A 16014-nucleotide genomic window follows, 5' to 3' on the forward strand; every position below is an offset into this window, starting at 1 on the left:
AAAATGGAAGATAGCCGAGGCGTTTTGTTGGAATTCCGCCATTTTGGGTTTTGTATCTTCCACTTTTGTAACCCAGGTTTAGGGCTCTACCGGGTCAGGGCCTGATTGAAGAACCGATATTCGTGCTCGGTGGAGCCCAGGGCGGCGTCCATCATCTGGTCGTATTCGTCTATACTGGCCGCGTCCGCGAGCTTGTCGCAGATGCGCAGCTCTTCGAGCGTGCGTGAGGCGAAACCAGGGTCGGCGTACATGCCGATCCACAGGCCGTAGGGATGGGCGGCGAGATCGATGTGGCGCTCGCGGATCTGCCGCTCCATCTCCTGCCCGACGACGGAATAGACCCAATAGCACGGCATGACCACGGCGACCAGCGCGGAGTAGGAGCCGGTGTCGGTGAAGCGGTGCTCGTGGCCGAGATAGGCGGCGGTCGTCTCGCTCATCGGTTCGCGGCCGACGGTGAAGCCGTGCTCTCGGTACCACTGCTTGTGGAACGTGAGCCCCTCCTCAAGTCCGAACGAGGCGGCATCGGCGAAGAACGCGCGCTCGTGCGGGTCGGCGGCGCGGCTGCTCGCCAACGCCAGCAGCGAGGTGTAATCGGTGAGATACAGGTCGTCCTGGTGCAGGTAATAGGAGAAATCGTCCAGCGGCAGCGAGCCGTCGAGCATGCGTTCGAGGAACGGCATCGTGGCGATGCGCTCGCGGATATCGGCGGTGCGACGCCAATAATCCTCGGTGAAACTCAGACCGGTGGGGGAGTGCTGCCAGGTGAAATCGATGGGGCCGTGGCCGTGGCCGATATGCAGATTATCGGCGGCGGCGATGGCTCCCGTCATCCATACCTTGGCGCGCTTGGCTGTCTCCACCCAATCGGCGCACTGCGGTCGCAGGGCCGCGAGCGTGCTTGAAAGGGTGTCGCCGGTGCCATGCACGTTTTGCGTTGGCACGGCGGCGCCCTCGATGCGGGTGACCGTTATTCGTGCTTTGTTTTCGGCGGCGTTTGACGTGTTTGATTGAGTGGTTGCGCTCAGTGCGCCGAATGCGTTGTTTGCGGCGTTGCCGTCTGTATCTGATGGAACAGCCAGAATATCGGTGCATTCATCACTACCGTTGAGCGCCAAAGCGCCGCCTTTTGCGTACACGGCGACACCGAAACGAGCGGCCACGGATGTCGTCAAGCGCTCCATTTCCTCATAGGAATGTGGGGCCTGCGGATTTGCGTGACTGGTTTCGTTGTACTCGTCGGATGACGGAATGTTGCTCACAGGTTTGTTTTCAGTGTTTCCTGCGTTTGTGGCGCCACCAGCTGATTCTGCTGTATTGCCCATCTCATCGAGCGCCGCCAATTCCATCGCGTTGGGTGTGATGATGTCCGCCAAAGGCACCAGCGTGGCCAGTGCCTGTTCGGCCTCGTCGGTGAGCAGCCTGTCGCCGGATTTCGCGTACATCACCGGGTCGAGCACGACGGTCGGGCGCGGCTTGCCGTTCGCCTCATAATCCTTGAACAATCCGACGAGCCATTCGCGTACGACCTGCACCAATTCGGGGGTGCCGAGCATGCCGATCTTCATCGCGTCGATGTCCGCGTCGTCGCTGACCGCCTTGAGCTGGGCCAGCAGGAACGACGGCTCCACATTGACGATGTCGGTGACGCCTTGCGTGTTCTGGGCCAGCACGCTGGTCATCGCCGCGTAGCCGAAGACGCCCTGCGCGGTGAACGCCTTCATATCGGCCATCGTGCCCGCCCCGCCAATCGGGTCGGAGCCCTCGATGGAAAGCACACGCAGACGTGAGGGTTTCACGTGTTTGAGGTCATGGTCGTAGCGCTGCTGCATGTTGAGTAGTTTGGCGATGGCCTGTGTGGCTTCGCCGTTGGTGTTGGTGTTGATGATGTTGGCGGTATCAGGGTCAGTGTTCATGTTGGTAGTCATAGTCATTTCGTCGGTGGTCTTAGATGATTTTGGGGCTGCGGAATCGTTGGCATTATTGGAGTTGTTGATATCAGTCATCGGAAGGTTCTTTCTCCATCGGCTGTGTGTCTTCGTCTCGACGCCACTGCCAGGCGTGGTCCATAGGCCCGGAGCCCGCCCCGAGGTCGAGTCCAGCGGCGATGCATCCGGTGAGATAATCTTTGGCGTTCTGTACGGCTGTAACGAGGTCCGCGCCTTTGGCGAGTTCGGCGGCGATGGCGCTGGAGAGCGTGCAGCCGGTGCCGTGGGTGTTGGGGTTGACGATGCGGCGATGACGGAACCAAGTGGTCGTATCGTTGGCGAGCAACAGATCGTTCGCTCCGTTATGGCCGTGCCCGCCTTTGATAAGCACCGCGCAACCGTTGCACCGTTCGCTGATTCGCCGAGCCGCGTCGATCCTGGAATCATCATCGTGTATGGCGCCGTGTCTAAGGCCGGCCAGTGTCTCGGCTTCCGGAATATTTGGAGTCACCAATGTCGCCAGCGGCAGCAGATGGCCAGTGAGCGCGTCGACCGCTGCGGTGCTGGCGAGCCGGTCGCCGCTCGAGGCGATCATCACCGGATCGACCACGATATTGTTGGCGCAATAATACTTGAGCCGCTGGGCGATAATCTCGATAAGTTCGGCGGTGGGCACCATGCCGATCTTGACCGCATCCGGCCGGATGTCCTTGAACACCGCATCAATCTGCGCGGCCAACATATCGGGCGTGGTGGCGGCTGAAGCCCGCACGCCAGTGGTGTTTTGCGCGGTCAGTGAGGTGATCGCGGTCATGCCGTAAAGCCCACACGCCATCATCGTCTTGAGATCGGCCTGAATGCCCGCCCCGCCAGACGAGTCGCTTCCCGCGATCGACAGTACGGCCGGCAGCCGGTATGGATGAACGGTCGTGCCCTCGGTCGAATACGTTGAAGGCTGATTGTCAGCTGTCATATGTGAAAGCTCGTTTCTTGCTGGCTTGTATCGATGGGATGCCGCGGCTGATTCACCAGTCGGTTGTCTATGACGGAATCGATATTGGCGTTCCATCTATGCTGCCTGGCATGTTGCGAAGTGGCTGGTTGTTCCATCAAGACAATGATGCGGAATTGAGATGTAATGTAGGCGGCGCTAGTGGAAATTACGATTTCAACCTCGCTGTGCACGAGCCGCGGCCCACGAATCGACCATGGCCTTGGTGGTGGCCTGCGGGTCGTCGGCGCCTGCGATGGCCGAGACCACGAACCAGCCTGCGGCCTCCGTCTGCGCCAGATCCGGCAAATCCTCGAGCTTCACGCCGCCGCCCACGACGATGGGGTAGCGGGACTCGGTGCACAGCGCGTTGATGGATTCGGTGTCTTGCGTGTGGCGCTTGTGGTCGGCGCCGATGACGATGCAGTCGGGCTTGGTGGTGCTCGGGTGCAGCGGCCCGGCGCCGATATAGTCGATGGTGCCGGCGGGCAGGGCGTTGGCGGCTTTCACCTCATCGAGGACCTTGCAGCTCAGGCCGATGATGGCGTCGGGGCCCAGCAGCTTGCGCACCTCCACGGGATTCATGTCGTCCTGGCCGATATGCACGCCGTCCACCTTGATGCCCATGTCGCGGCACTGCCACGCCACGTCCACACGGTCGTCGATTACCAGCGGCACGGTGTCGGATTTGCCGGCCTCGGCTATGACGTCGGCGGCTTGACGGGCCAGCTCGGTGATGGTTTTGGCGTCACCGGGCTTCACGCGAATTTGCACGAAGGTGATGCCACCAGCCAGCGCCTCTCGCACGATGTCGGCGACGGGCCACGACTTGGTGTCGGCCGGGCCGAGCACCAGGTAGGAGCTCAGGTCGAAGTGGTCACGCATGGAGGCGAGTGGTGCGCAATGAGATGTAGTCAAGATTAGCTCGATTCTATAAAGGACTATGAAACGTAAGCGGCTCTGAAAGAGATTTCGTGATTGACTCGAGCGCGAGCATGAGCATCGTGCTCGAGTCAATCACGAAATGATTCAGCCAAGGATGGGTGAAGCGGCGATCTGCTCGGGAGTGGTGGACCACAGGCCGTCGAGGAACGCGACCTGGAACGACCCCGGGCCGTGGGAATTGGCTTCTCCGGTCTCGCTGGCGCGGTTGTAGAGCGCGCTGGCGGCGAGGGCGGCGGTGAGCGGGTCGGCGACGGCCAGATAGGTGGCGGTCACACCGCCTAGGGAGCAGCCGGCTCCGGTGATCTTGGTCATCATCGCGCTGCCGCCGGGCAGGCGATAGGTGCGCTCGCCGTCGGTGACGAGGTCGGTCTCGCCCGAAACGGCCACGGCGCCCTGCCCCTGCGCGTCGAACCTGGCGATGTATCGCGCGAGGGTACGTGCGGCGGCCTCGGCGGCCTCGACGTCGTCGGCCGACTCGACGCCCACAGGTCCGCTGGACTGTTTGGCTGAGGCGGAATCGGAAGTGGAATCGCCCTCGTCCAACGGCAGTTCCCACATCTCCCGCAGCTTGATGATCTCGGAGGCGTTGCCACGGATGATGGTGGGCGGCGCCGCCTTGAACGACTTCAGAATCGCGGTGCGCGTGGTCCCCAGGCCCGCCGCCACCGGGTCGAGCACCCAGCGGTGGTGGTCGGCCTGGAACTTCTCGGCGATCTCCTTGAGCGCGTCCTTGTAGAAGGGCAGCAGCGTGCCGACGTTGATGTAGCTGGCTCCGCTCGCCGCCTCGCCGCCCGCGATGTCGTCGGGCAAAAAGCTCATCGCCGCCGTGCCGCCCGCCGCCAGCTGCGCGTTGGCCACGAGGTTGATGGTGACGAAATTGGTGAAGGATTGCGCCAGTGGCGTGGTGTCGCGCACCTTTTGCGCCGCGTCAAGAACGTTCGCGCGCACCGGATCGTCCGAAGCCAAATCGCTCGGATTATTGAGATTGCTGTTTGCAAATGAGTATGCGTCATTGACCATATTCGCGTCTCCCTACGATGGTATTAACCAACAGGTTCCAAGGGTCGAGCGTCCGCTCGTCTCAACTCGCGCGCCCACCGAGGCGGGCCGCAGGTTCCCCTGCACTTACAGCTCAAGACGCTATGCGCTTCATTGGACAAGGCCTGAGTGTTATGCATGAACTTCGCTGCTGTCGCATTATCGGCGTCTGGTCGAAGATGCGTTCCTCACGCCAGCGTGGTTGTCGGGAATCTTTCATGGTGAAGGTATCCAATATTTCGGCATCGGAATGTTCCGCAGGTCTTCGATAACAGGCCAAGCTATGGGCCAAAATTGAGATGTTCAAGATTCGGTTTTAGTGGCGGGCGGGTCTGTCTTAGGGAACCCGAAAACGGGAACTTGAACAAACGAAAACCCGCAACTTACCGGAGCGATACTCGATATCCGATAGGTTGCGGGTTCGTCAGCGGTATAAGCCGCGTCTGGGTTGGTGTGCGGGCGAATTACCAGCGCACGGAGATGCGCTCGCGGTCGTGCGGCTGGTCCGCGGCGATTTCGTCGACCATGGCCACCGCGTAATCGGCGTAGCTGATGGCGCTCTTGCCGTCCGCGTCGGTGGTGTATTCCTCGCCGGTCAAAACGTACTTGCCGGTGCGTGGGCCGTCGGCCTGGAAGTCGCCGGCGGGGCTCACGTAGGTCCAGTGCACGTCGTCACGTTTGCGCAGCGCGTCGAGCGCCTTGCCCATCGCCAGCGGCACGCCCTTGATGTTGTCGGGGAACGAGTCGGAAAGCTGCTTGGTGTGGGCCTCGTCGGTGTAGAGGCTGCCCGCGCCACCGACCACCAGCAGGCGGGTGTTGCTTCCGGACAGGGCGTCGGCCAGGTGCTTGAGCGAGGTGCTGTGCTCGTCGAGCTTGGCCGGGTCGAAGATGCCGAAGGCGTCCACCACCGCGTCGAAGCCGGTGAGGTCGTCGGCGGTAAGGTCGTATAGGTCCTTGATGATGGCGTGCTGCGCCTTGGTCTTGTTTTCGCCTCGCACAATGGCGGTGACGTCCATGCCGCGGTTGACGGCCTCCTCAACGATTAGCCTTCCGGCCTTGCCGTTGGCCGCCACGACTGCGATGTTCTTGCTCATATTATCGTTCTTTCCATATTTGTTATTGCTTGATTGGATGTCAGGTTGTTTGTTGAGCCGATGCGATCGGCTATGTATTTTGGCGGATCTCGCGTTATCCAACGATTCCGCCTTATGGCTGTTTCGCGTCTGAGGCGGAGGATGCTGTGACGCTATCTGTCGTCGTCATTCCAGATTATCGCTGTTCGTAAGGTCGAAATCGACAATCTGGGATGACGCTGGTCCGGTTTACTTAGGTGTCGAGTCTACTTGACGACCTTGAAACCACTGGTCCACTGGGTGGCGCCGCTCATCGCCAGCACCATCTGCAGCGCGCCGAACGCCTCCATGTACGAGGCCCGCTTGAGCGCGCCCGCGTCCACGAAGCGCAGGCCAGCCGCCTCGACGACGGCTTGCAGCGCCTGCCTGGCGTCCTCGCTGTCGGATGCCGCCATCACCGTGGTCGGTGCGCCGTCGTTCACGCCGCTGGCCAAAGTCGCGGCGAAATCGGTGTTGAACGCCTTGACCACCTTGGAGTCGGGCAGCTTGCCCGCCAGTTCCTCCGCGGCCGAATGCACACCTTGCGGCAGCGCGAGATCCATCGTGCCGAAATCGACGGGATTGCTGGGGTCGACGACCACCTTGTCGGCGAGCTGCGCGCCATAATCCGCGACCACGCTGGCCTCGGCGGGGTAGGGCAGCGCCAAAATGACGATGTCGCCGGTGATGGGCTCGCCCCAAACCGCCGGGGTGACGCCGGAGACCGCGGCGGCCTTGCTCTTGTCGCGGTCGATGACCTGCACGTCGGCCCCCGCCTTGACGCCGATGCCGGCGACCGCCGAGCCGATGTTGCCTGATCCGAAAACGGTGATGCTTGCCATGATGCGCTCCTTCTACCTTGTTGCGTTTTGCCTTTGCCTCGTAGCTTTGAATCCAAGCTGATATCATGTGGATTCGTGGCGTGCGATCTATGAGTAACTGTAGCAGAGAACAGCGTTTCAAGTTGGTAGTTACATTTTGGAAGTATAGATACTTAAAAGTAACTTTTGCGCCGTTCCAACGATGGTTCGCGATGAAAATAATTAAGATACGCTATGAGAGGAACGGTAGAAAAGGAGTATAACGTCCAAAGGTACTGTTAGTTTCAAAAAGTAACCATGAATTGATCCAGCATGAATTGAGCCAATCGTCTTAGACTCGTTCGGGCGCAACGTGAACCATGAATACGTCATGTCGAACGATGATGAGAGGCGGTGCGAGGATGAACGCGATGGATAAAAACGGAAAGGAAGGCGGAGCGTGCAAGGAACGAAGGATTCCGCAAGCGTGGTGGACGAGGTGACCGCGAAGAACGTCAAGGCGATGAAAGGCGCCAAGGGCGCTGCTGGCAAATCGCTGCCGGCCTGCCCGGTCGAGACGACGATGACGCTGATCGGCAACAAATGGACGGTGCTCATCGTGCGCGACCTGCTGCAGGGCACCAAGCGTTTCAGCGAGCTGCGCCGTTCGGTGGGCAACGTCTCGCAGAAGGTGCTCACCTCCAACCTGCGCGAGATGGAGGCCGACGGGCTGGTCAACCGCAAGGTCTACGCCGAGGTTCCGCCCCGCGTCGAATACTCGCTCACTCCGACCGGCCGCAGCCTCAAAACCGTCATCGACGCCATGCGCACCTGGGGCACCTCCTACCAGCGCGCCATGCGCTAGCCCGCACCAGTGGAAAAAGCACCAAAACAGGCCCCAAAAGGTGCTTATTCCCGCAGTGAGCGCCCTAATCAGTGGGGAAAGCACCAAAACAGGCCCGAAAAGGTGCTTTTTCCACAGTGGGCTGCTGAATCTGTGGAATAAGCACCTTTTTGGGTCGATTTTGGCGCTTTTCTCACTGGGTAGATGGGCGGAGCTGGACGGGTGTGCGTTGGGGTAGAGTGGCAGGACGAAGCGCGATGTGACGCGACAACGACGCAAGACAGGCAGCGAGGGAATTCGTGCTAGAAATCAAAGACATCAGCAAGGAATACAAGACAGGTGATTTCGTCCAGAAGGCGCTGGACCATGTGAGCCTCACCCTGCGCGACAACGAGTTCGTCGCCATTCTGGGCCCGTCCGGCTCGGGCAAGACCACGTTACTCAACATCATCGGCGGGCTCGACCGCTATGATGACGGCGACCTCATCATCAACGGCACCTCGACCAGAAAATACAAGGACCGCGACTGGGATTCCTACCGCAACCACACGGTCGGCTTCGTCTTCCAGAGTTACAACCTTATCCCACACCAGACCATCCTCTCCAACGTCGAGCTGGCACTCACGATTTCCGGCGTCTCGCGCGCCGACCGCCGTAAGCGCGCTGAAGAGGCGCTGAAGAAGGTCGGCCTGGGCGAGCATATCAACAAGAAGCCGAACCAGCTTTCCGGCGGCCAGATGCAGCGCGTCGCCATCGCCCGCGCGCTGGTCAACGACCCGAGCATCGTGCTGGCCGACGAGCCCACGGGCGCGCTCGATTCCGAAACCTCCGTGCAGATCATGGACCTGCTCAAAGAGGTGGCCAAAGACCGTCTGGTCGTCATGGTCACCCATAACCCCGACTTGGCCCACGAATACGCCACCCGCATCGTCGAACTCAAGGACGGCGTGATCCGCGGCGACTCCCAGCCCGTCGAGCCCGAGGAGACCAAGGACGAGAAGCCCGCCGTGCATCGCACCATGGGCAAGGCCTCGATGTCGTTCGCCACGGCCGTCGCGCTGAGCTTCAACAACCTGCGCAGCAAGAAGGCCCGCACCATCCTCACCTCGTTCGCCGGCTCCATCGGCATCATCGGCATTGCCCTGATTCTTTCGGTTTCGACCGGTGTGAACCGCTATATCGCCGACATCCAGAAGGAGACGTTGACCTCGTACCCCATCGAGATCAACGAGCAGACCTTCGATATGAACAAGATCATGGACACCGCCCAGGCCACGGCCGATTCCAAGGAGAAGGCCAAGCCGCGCAACGGCATCTACCCCGACGATTCCAGCGTCAAGGGCGCCGCGTCGGTGACCAGCGGCATCACCAGCAACAACCTGAGCCCCTTCAAGCAGTACCTCGACAAGCCGGGCAACGACGTGCGCAAATACGTCGGCGACGTCGGCATCCAATATTCGTATTCGCCCAAGTTCTCCGTGTTCACCCACGACGCCAAGGGCACGCTGGTCGATGTGGACGGCGTGAAGGTGGGCGGAAGCTCAGCCGCCACAGAGTCCGCCGCCAGCACGTTCGCCGGGCTCAACTCCTCCTCGAACGATCTGAGTGGCCTGCAATCCCTGCAGATCTCCAAGCTCACGGGCAAAACCGACAACAACAAGGCCCCGTCCGCCTTCTCCGAGATCATGCCCGGCGAGCACGCCGACAAGCAGCCGATCAGCTCGGTGATTACCGACAACTACCAGATGGTCAAGGGGCATTGGCCCAAGTCCAGCGACCAGGTGGTGCTCGTGCTCGACAAGAACAACGAGATTCCGCTCACCCAGGTCTATGAGCTCGGCCTGCTGCCCAGCGCCGACTACAACGACATGATGAACAAGCTCAACAGCGGCGAGAAGGTCAAGACCGACACCTCGCGCATCGACTATTCCAAGGCCATGGACCAGCCGCTCACCCTGTTGCCGGCCGCCGACCAATACGTCAAGGGCGATGACGGGCACTACAAATACGTGGGCAACGACGCCGATCAGGTGGGCAAGCTCATGGACTCGCCGTCCGCCGTGAAGCTACATGTCGTGGGTGTCATCCGGGCGAACGCCGGCGCCAAGACCACGCCGTTGGCCCCGGGCGTGGGCTATACGCGCATGCTCACCAACACCCTCATCGATCACGCGAAATCCAGCGAGATCGTGGCCGCGCAGAAGGCCGACCCGAGCCATAACATCCTGAACGGCATGACCTTCGCGCCTAGCGACGACGCCACCAAGGCCGCCAACGCCAAGGCCTACGTGGCCTCGCTGCCCGTCTCCGACCAGGCGAACATGGCCAAGAGCCTCATGACCCAGGCTCCCGGAGGCATGGGCGCGGCGAGCTCCAACCAGTCTGCCGACGTCACCGCGCAACGCAACGCCGCCGCGGCCGCCGCGGGCAACTCCGCCGTCGCCAGCAACCCGCAGGAAGCGATCTCCGGCATGGGCGAGCAACAGGTGGCGCAGGCCTTCAGCAACTACCTCGCCACGGCCCCTGAGAACGTGCTGGTCTCGATTTACAACCAGTACGTCTCCACCGGCACCTACAACGGCAACCTCGCCGATTTCGGCGTCATCGGCCGCGACGCCCCGAGCTCCATCAAGATCTACGCCGACAGTTTCGACGCGAAGAACAAGATCGAGGACGCCATCAAGCAATACAACGACGGCGCCAAGAAGAAGGACCGCATCGTCTACACCGATTACGCGGGCCTGATGATGAACTCGGTGACCACCATCATCAACGTCATCACCTACGTGCTGATTGCCTTCGTGGGCGTCTCGCTGGTGGTCTCGTCGATCATGATTGGCATCATCACCTACATCTCCGTGCTCGAACGCACCAAGGAGATTGGCATCCTGCGCGCGATGGGCGCCTCGAAGCACAACGTCTCCACGGTCTTCAACGCCGAGACGGGCATCATCGGGCTGTGTGCCGGCGTCATCGGCATCCTGGTGACGCTGATACTGATCGTGCCCGGCAACGCGGTGATGCACCACTTCATGGGCACCAACCGCGTCAACGCCGCGCTGCCACTCTCCGGCGCGATCATATTGATCGTGCTGTCGGTGGTACTGACGCTTATCGGTGGCCTCATCCCGTCGCGCAAGGCCGCCAAGCAGGACCCGGCGACGGCGTTGCGTACCGAGTAAATCCCAGCTACCACCCATAACCTTTTCTATCGCTGAGTGGTGAGTCAGCGATAGAAAAGGTGCGTGGCTGCTTCTTTTCCCATCGTCGAGTTATGGGCTGGCGATGGGAACTTTTTTGCTGTCTGTGACTTGCTCCCTGTTTTTGGTTTGACGAGTCTGCGCTTGGAAATGTCGCCGAGCGGGAAGCGTTGAGCCGTCTATAGATTTTTGATATGGCGGGGCGCGTGGCGGCGCTGGTTCGGCACGATAATGTGGTACCCAAATCTGGTATCGGGTATTACATGGGAGGCGTGATGGGCGAGTCGAAGCGCGAGTCGCATGACTGTGACGACAAGTTCCGTAAGACGACGGGAAGTTTGTCGCCGGGCGGGCGAACCAGCCAAGACGAACAGGGCCGACAAGACGAACAGGCCAATAATCCGACAAGCCAAACCGCTGCTGGCGGTCCCGTAGTCAGCGCTTCCAGTGAGTCGACAAATCAGACAGCCAGCAATAGGAACAAAGACAGCGACCCGGCGCATAACGACAGCCTGGGCTTCGAGACCCGTGCCGTGCATGCCGGCTACGATCCCTACGAGCACAACGGTTCCGTGAGCGTGCCCATCTACCAGAGCGCGGCCTTCGCCATGCACGACGCCGTGCGCGGCGACGGTCTTTCGTCCGGCGAGATCGAGGGGTTCTCCTATTCGCGCTGCGGCAATCCCACGGTGGATGCGCTGGAACGCCGCATCGCCGACCTCGAAGGTGGCGCTTCGGCGGTGGCGCTGGCCTCGGGCATGGCGGCGGTCTCGTTCGCCCTGCTCTGCGCGGCCGAGGGCGGCGGCCGGCTCATCGCCCCGACCGACCTCTACGGCGCCTCCGTGGACGCCATGGAATCGTTCTTCCCGCAGTTCGGCATCCACACCGATTTCGTCAACGACGTCAACGACATCGACGAGGTGGAATCGAAAATCACACCCGAGACCCGCGCCGTCTTCGCCGAATCCGTGGCCAACCCCTCCACCCGCGTCACCGACATCGAGCCGCTCGCCGCGATGCTCCATCGCCACGGCGTCGCCCTGATCGTCGACAACACCGTGCCCACGCCCTACCTCTTCCGCCCCATCGAATTCGGCGCCGACGTCGTAGTCCATTCCACCACCAAAGGCATCAGCGGCCACGGCAACGCGCTCGGGGGAGTGGTGGTCGATTCCGGCCGGTTTGATTGGGCCAACGGCCGCTTCCCGCAGTTCACACGCCCCGAGCTGGTGGTCAGCGACGAGCGCCGCGGCATCTGGAAGAGCTTTGCGCAGGCCTATGGGCCCGAGGCGTTCGCCGGCCGCGTGCGCACCAAATACCTGCACAACCTCGGCGCGGTGATGTCGCCGGCCAACGCCTACCTCCAGCTCATCGGCCTGGAGACCCTGCCCCAGCGCTTCCGCCAGGAGAGCGACACGGCCCTCGCCATCGCCCGCCACTTGCAAGGAGTGCCGCACGTCACCCAGGTCAATTACTCCGCCTTGGAATCGAGCCCGGACTTCGCGCTGGCCTCGCGCTACCTGCCCAACGGCCTGGGCCCCGTCCTCTCCTTCCGGCTCGAGGGCGACGAATCGCATGTCAACCGCGTGGTCGACTCGGTCAAGGTCTTCTCCTACGTGCCCAACATCGGCGACACCCATTCGCTGATCGTCAATCCGGCCCGCATCACCCACCGAGAGGTGCCGGGGAGCTATCGCCGAGCCGCCGGCGTGGACGACCAGTTGCTCAGGCTTTCGATAGGTCTGGAGCGCTCGGAGGACCTCATCGCGGATTTGGATCTCGCCATCGAGGGTGCTTATTAATCGCGCTTGCCGTCTGTGTGCCGGGCGTTGTTTCGGGCGTCGTAGGTCGCTGTTGCCTAAGCTGCCCCTAAAATATTATTCACTAACGCAAAAGACCTGCCTTCCTTCCCGAAAAATCGAAATCGGGAATGGAAGACAGGCCTTTTTATTAGCTTTATCAGCGCCATGGTCTCATCGTCAAACCACAGCGCCGCAATGACGACTTAAACTCACGTCAGTCGTTGCTCGGCCACAAGGCTCACTCGTTGCCCTCCGCGGCGTCACGCTTGGCGACGGCGGTCATGGCCAGCGAGCTGACGAAGTTGATCGGCTGCGTGAAGTTCGGCTGGAAGAACATGTCCGTGCCGGCGAGGTCGTCGATGGTGAACTTCGCCTGGATGGCCACGGAGATGAGGTTGGCGGCCATGGAGATGTCGTGCTTGGCAGCGAACTGCGCGCCGAGGATCCGATTCGTCTTCTTGTCCCAGATGAGCGTGGCGGTCACCGGCGTGGTCGTGAGCATGAAGTCGGGGCGGTAGTCCTCCGTGATGGTGGCGGAATCGGCCTCGATGTGGCGGCGCTGCGCGAGATCCAAGGTGATGCCGCTGGAGGCCATCGACAGGTCGTAGAGCTGCACGCCGCTGGTCGCCTGCGTGCCGGCGTAGGCCACCGTCGGCTCCTCGATGTTCTTGCCGATGAGCATCGCCTCGCGGATCGCGTTGCTGGCGAGCGGGCGGTATTCGTCGGAGTCAGTGGGGTTGAAGTGCACCGTGGCGCTGTCGCCCGCGGCGAAGACGTAGTCGAGCACGTCGTTGTCGGGTGTGGAGGCGCGCATGTATTCGTCGACGATGATGGCGCCGTAGCCCAGGGTGCGCACCTGCGCGGAGACCAGGCTGGTTTGCGGGACGAACCCGACGCCGATGATCGCCAGGTCGGCGGTGTATTCGCCGAGCTCGGTGACCACGGTGATGCCATGGCCGTCCACGCCGTCACTGCCCACGTCGGAGCGGAACGCGACGACCTTCTGGTTCATCGCCAGGGTGACGTCGTGGTCGCGGAAGGTCTGCTCGGCCTGGTCGGTGACGCTGGAGTCGAAGTTGTTGTCGAGCACATGCGGCAGCGCGTCGATGAGCGTGGTCTTGATGCCCCTCGTGCTCAGCTGCTCGGCGAGCTCGGAGCCGATGTATCCGGCGCCCACCACGATCACGGACTTGATGTTCTCGGTGGCTTTGACGATGTGCTGCGCGTCGGCGAAGTCTTTGCACAGCGTCGCCCGGCCTTCCTTCAGCTCCTCGTTGAGCCCTTGGATGGAGGGCTTGGCGGGGGAGGAGCCGGTGGTGATCACCAGTTTGTCGAAATGATAGGTGCTGATCTTGCCGGTCTCGAGGTCGGTGGCCCGCAGGGACTTGCCCTGCACGTCGACGTCGTTGACCTCGGTGCGCATGTGCATGGTCGCGCCGGCCTCCTCGAGCTTTTGTGGCGAGGAGTAGAACATGCGTTGCGGGTCGCTGACGTGTTTGCCCGCCCACAGCGCGATGCCGCACGAGAGGAAGGAGATGTTGTCGTTCTTTTCGAAGACGTCGATCGTCCAGTCGGGATGCTCCTGAAGAATCGAGGTGGTCGCGAACGTGCCGGCGTGCGTGCAACCGATGACTGCCACTGTGGTCATAAAATCCTCCATGACTTGTTCCCAGATATTCTCGCGAGTGCGGAATACTATTCCTAAAGGTTTAATAGTACAGAAGACTACCGACGGCAAGAGCATTATCCTTCCGTTTTGTCAAACGTTTTAAGTAAGCGAGACACCGCGTTGGGTCGGCTGATTGCGACCTTCGGGATGCCTTGGGTATCGCCTATTTGTATGACAAATTGAGTGGTGTGGGCCCATTCCTTCCATCCTTTCACCTGACGGGAGCATGGGCAAGCGCTATCCGTTTGATATGCTTTGCCGTCGCTGATGCTCGCATCGTTGTCTACTGGGGTTATCCGCCCGGCGGGGCGCGCGTTTGACATCGCCATTCCGGCCTTGTGTGGTTTCGATGTTCTGAGGTGTATGCAAGAGGGATTTAAGAGGGATGCTCGGGAAGAGCGTATAGACGAGGAATCAAAGCCTGTTCCTGGCAGATTGACTTCCTGTCCGATTGTGCCCAAATCCAGACATTCCGCGTGCCGGCGGCCAGCTTTTGCGAAGCATGCGTAAACGTGACGAACCGTTGTGGTGATGCGGGCCGGCACGGGTATACATTTGGAGGCGCCGCGCCACGTTTGGACGACGCGTGAGGGGGAAGGTGCGAGTGATGAGCGCGAACATGAACGCGAAGGCGGATATGGCGGATTCAGAGCAATGTCCGAATCCGAATCCGAATCCAGAGTCGCGCCCGAAGCCGCATCGTAGCTCTGAACCCAGCTTCGTGGTCGCCGTGGGCCTCGTGGCGGGAGGCGCGTGCGGCTCGTTGATACGCCTGGCCCTGAGCGCCCTGCAGTCTCCCGACGTAGCATGGCCGTGGATGACGATGGCGATCAACCTCACCGGCGCCGTGCTGCTCGGCTGCCTGACCGCCTATATGGCCGCGATCGGCCCCGACATCGGTGAATGGCGGGTGGTCCGTCTCTCCCTGGGCACCGGGATGGTTGGCGGCTACACGACTTACAGCACCTTCATGCTTGAGGCCGCCCAGCGTGTGACGGCCGGCAAAGCGGGCCTCGCCATGGGCTATCTGGCGGCGAGCATCGTGTTCGGACTGCTGTGCGCGATGCTGGGGCTGGCCTTGGGCTCAAGGCTCGGCCGTTGGCACGCCGGCCGCATCGATTTCCACCCCGACCGCGCCACCGGTGGCGATGCCGCGCCCCGCCGCGCGCCGAACTGGGGGCCGGTGACGCAGGTCGCCGCGCTCCTCGCCGTCCTTGTGATGGTGCTGGCCATCGGCGTCAACGCGCGTTTCCGCCACGGCGCGGCCCTCGGGCTGCTCCTGCTCGCCTCGCTGCTCGGCGGTTGCGGCGCGTTCATGCGCTACCTCATCGACGCCTGGACCAACAACCACGTCCATCTGCCATTCCCCTGCGGCACCATCGTCGTCAACGTCACCGCCTGCCTGCTGATGGGCCTGATGGCCGGCTGGTGCGGCGCGCACGCCGGCCTGGAGACCCTGCGCTATCTGCTCGCCTCCGGCTTGCTCGGCGGTTATTCGACCTTCGGCACCGCCAGTCTCGAGGGCGCCAAGCTGGTCAACCAAGGCAAAATTTGGCAAACCGCCGTCCATACGCTGGGCATGGCGCTGGTGAGCTTCGCCGCCATCATGGTGGGGCTGCTCGCGTTGCGTTGAGCCCCGCTTGTCTTTCGGCCGGGTTTGGTGGTGTTCGTTCGGAGGCGGTTGC

The 16014-nt window shown here is 61.7% G+C and carries 11 protein-coding genes and 1 riboswitch; of the genes, 4 read left to right on the forward strand and 7 right to left on the reverse strand.

Annotation, left to right across the window (positions count from 1 at the left end):
* Positions 1–86 precede the first annotated feature (86 nt).
* From OZY47_RS02165 to OZY47_RS02190, 6 genes are all read right to left on the reverse strand, one after another.
* A complete protein-coding gene (locus OZY47_RS02165) occupies positions 87–2006 on the reverse strand; it encodes a bifunctional hydroxymethylpyrimidine kinase/phosphomethylpyrimidine kinase (RefSeq protein ID WP_277178320.1) in 1920 nt (639 codons plus the stop codon).
* Positions 1999–2901, reverse strand: coding sequence for a bifunctional hydroxymethylpyrimidine kinase/phosphomethylpyrimidine kinase (thiD, locus tag OZY47_RS02170; RefSeq protein ID WP_277178321.1), 903 nt, complete (start codon positions 2899–2901; stop codon positions 1999–2001). Before thiD ends, OZY47_RS02165 begins: the two co-directional genes overlap by 8 nt.
* 195 nt (positions 2902–3096) lie before the next feature.
* Positions 3097–3837 carry a thiamine phosphate synthase gene (gene thiE, locus OZY47_RS02175; protein WP_277178323.1) on the reverse strand — a complete coding sequence of 247 codons (741 nt, stop codon included), beginning with the start codon at positions 3835–3837 and terminating at the stop codon, positions 3097–3099.
* A gap of 111 nt (positions 3838–3948) precedes the next feature.
* Positions 3949–4884 (reverse strand): hydroxyethylthiazole kinase, encoded by a 936-nt coding sequence (locus tag OZY47_RS02180; protein ID WP_277178325.1) that lies wholly within the window; start codon positions 4882–4884, stop codon positions 3949–3951.
* A riboswitch (TPP riboswitch) is annotated at positions 4876–4995 on the reverse strand. Its footprint overlaps the gene before it by 9 nt.
* Positions 4996–5366: 371 nt before the next feature.
* Positions 5367–5996: an NAD(P)H-binding protein gene (locus OZY47_RS02185; protein ID WP_277178327.1), complete on the reverse strand. Its 630-nt coding sequence runs from the start codon at positions 5994–5996 to the stop codon at positions 5367–5369.
* A gap of 245 nt (positions 5997–6241) precedes the next feature.
* Positions 6242–6856 carry an NAD(P)-binding domain-containing protein gene (locus OZY47_RS02190; RefSeq protein ID WP_277178329.1) on the reverse strand — a complete coding sequence of 205 codons (615 nt, stop codon included), beginning with the start codon at positions 6854–6856 and terminating at the stop codon, positions 6242–6244.
* A 481-nt stretch (positions 6857–7337) separates the two neighbouring features.
* Here OZY47_RS02190 and OZY47_RS02195 point away from each other — a divergent pair, with 481 nt between their 5' ends.
* The 3 genes from OZY47_RS02195 (at position 7338) to OZY47_RS02205 (ending at position 12660) form a co-directional block, all read left to right on the forward strand.
* Entirely contained in the window at positions 7338–7679 is a 342-nt protein-coding gene (locus OZY47_RS02195; protein WP_277179064.1) for a helix-turn-helix domain-containing protein, read from the forward strand.
* Between the two features lie 278 nt (positions 7680–7957).
* Complete coding sequence (locus OZY47_RS02200; protein WP_277178331.1) at positions 7958–10840, forward strand: ABC transporter ATP-binding protein/permease; 2883 nt, start codon at positions 7958–7960, stop codon at positions 10838–10840.
* 212 nt (positions 10841–11052) lie between these two features.
* A complete protein-coding gene (locus OZY47_RS02205; RefSeq protein ID WP_277178333.1) occupies positions 11053–12660 on the forward strand; it encodes an aminotransferase class I/II-fold pyridoxal phosphate-dependent enzyme in 1608 nt (535 codons plus the stop codon).
* Between the two features lie 238 nt (positions 12661–12898).
* On the opposite strand, the gene OZY47_RS02210 is transcribed toward OZY47_RS02205, so the two are convergent.
* Positions 12899–14308, reverse strand: a complete 1410-nt coding sequence (locus OZY47_RS02210; protein ID WP_277178335.1) for an FAD-dependent oxidoreductase — start codon at positions 14306–14308, stop codon at positions 12899–12901.
* 628 nt (positions 14309–14936) lie between these two features.
* On the opposite strand from OZY47_RS02210, the gene OZY47_RS02215 reads away from it, so the two are divergent.
* Complete coding sequence (locus OZY47_RS02215; protein ID WP_277178337.1) at positions 14937–15962, forward strand: CrcB family protein; 1026 nt, start codon at positions 14937–14939, stop codon at positions 15960–15962.
* Positions 15963–16014: the final 52 nt, after the last annotated feature.

The sequence above is a fragment of the Bifidobacterium sp. ESL0790 genome (assembly GCF_029395435.1).
Lineage (GTDB): Bacteria > Actinomycetota > Actinomycetes > Actinomycetales > Bifidobacteriaceae > Bifidobacterium.

What these genes read in the sequence shown, in the direction of transcription:
- OZY47_RS02180 (WP_277178325.1), bottom strand. Translation starts at nt 4,884, where the DNA reads ATGGTCAATGACGCATACTCATTTGCAAACAGCAATCTCAATAATCCG.
- OZY47_RS02165 (WP_277178320.1), bottom strand. Translation starts at nt 2,006, where the DNA reads ATGACTGATATCAACAACTCCAATAATGCCAACGATTCCGCAGCCCCA.
- OZY47_RS02210 (WP_277178335.1), bottom strand. Translation starts at nt 14,308, where the DNA reads ATGACCACAGTGGCAGTCATCGGTTGCACGCACGCCGGCACGTTCGCG.
- OZY47_RS02215 (WP_277178337.1), top strand. Translation starts at nt 14,937, where the DNA reads ATGAGCGCGAACATGAACGCGAAGGCGGATATGGCGGATTCAGAGCAA.
- OZY47_RS02205 (WP_277178333.1), top strand. Translation starts at nt 11,053, where the DNA reads ATGGCGGGGCGCGTGGCGGCGCTGGTTCGGCACGATAATGTGGTACCC.
- OZY47_RS02195 (WP_277179064.1), top strand. Translation starts at nt 7,338, where the DNA reads ATGAAAGGCGCCAAGGGCGCTGCTGGCAAATCGCTGCCGGCCTGCCCG.
- thiD (WP_277178321.1), bottom strand. Translation starts at nt 2,901, where the DNA reads ATGACAGCTGACAATCAGCCTTCAACGTATTCGACCGAGGGCACGACC.
- OZY47_RS02190 (WP_277178329.1), bottom strand. Translation starts at nt 6,856, where the DNA reads ATGGCAAGCATCACCGTTTTCGGATCAGGCAACATCGGCTCGGCGGTC.
- OZY47_RS02185 (WP_277178327.1), bottom strand. Translation starts at nt 5,996, where the DNA reads ATGAGCAAGAACATCGCAGTCGTGGCGGCCAACGGCAAGGCCGGAAGG.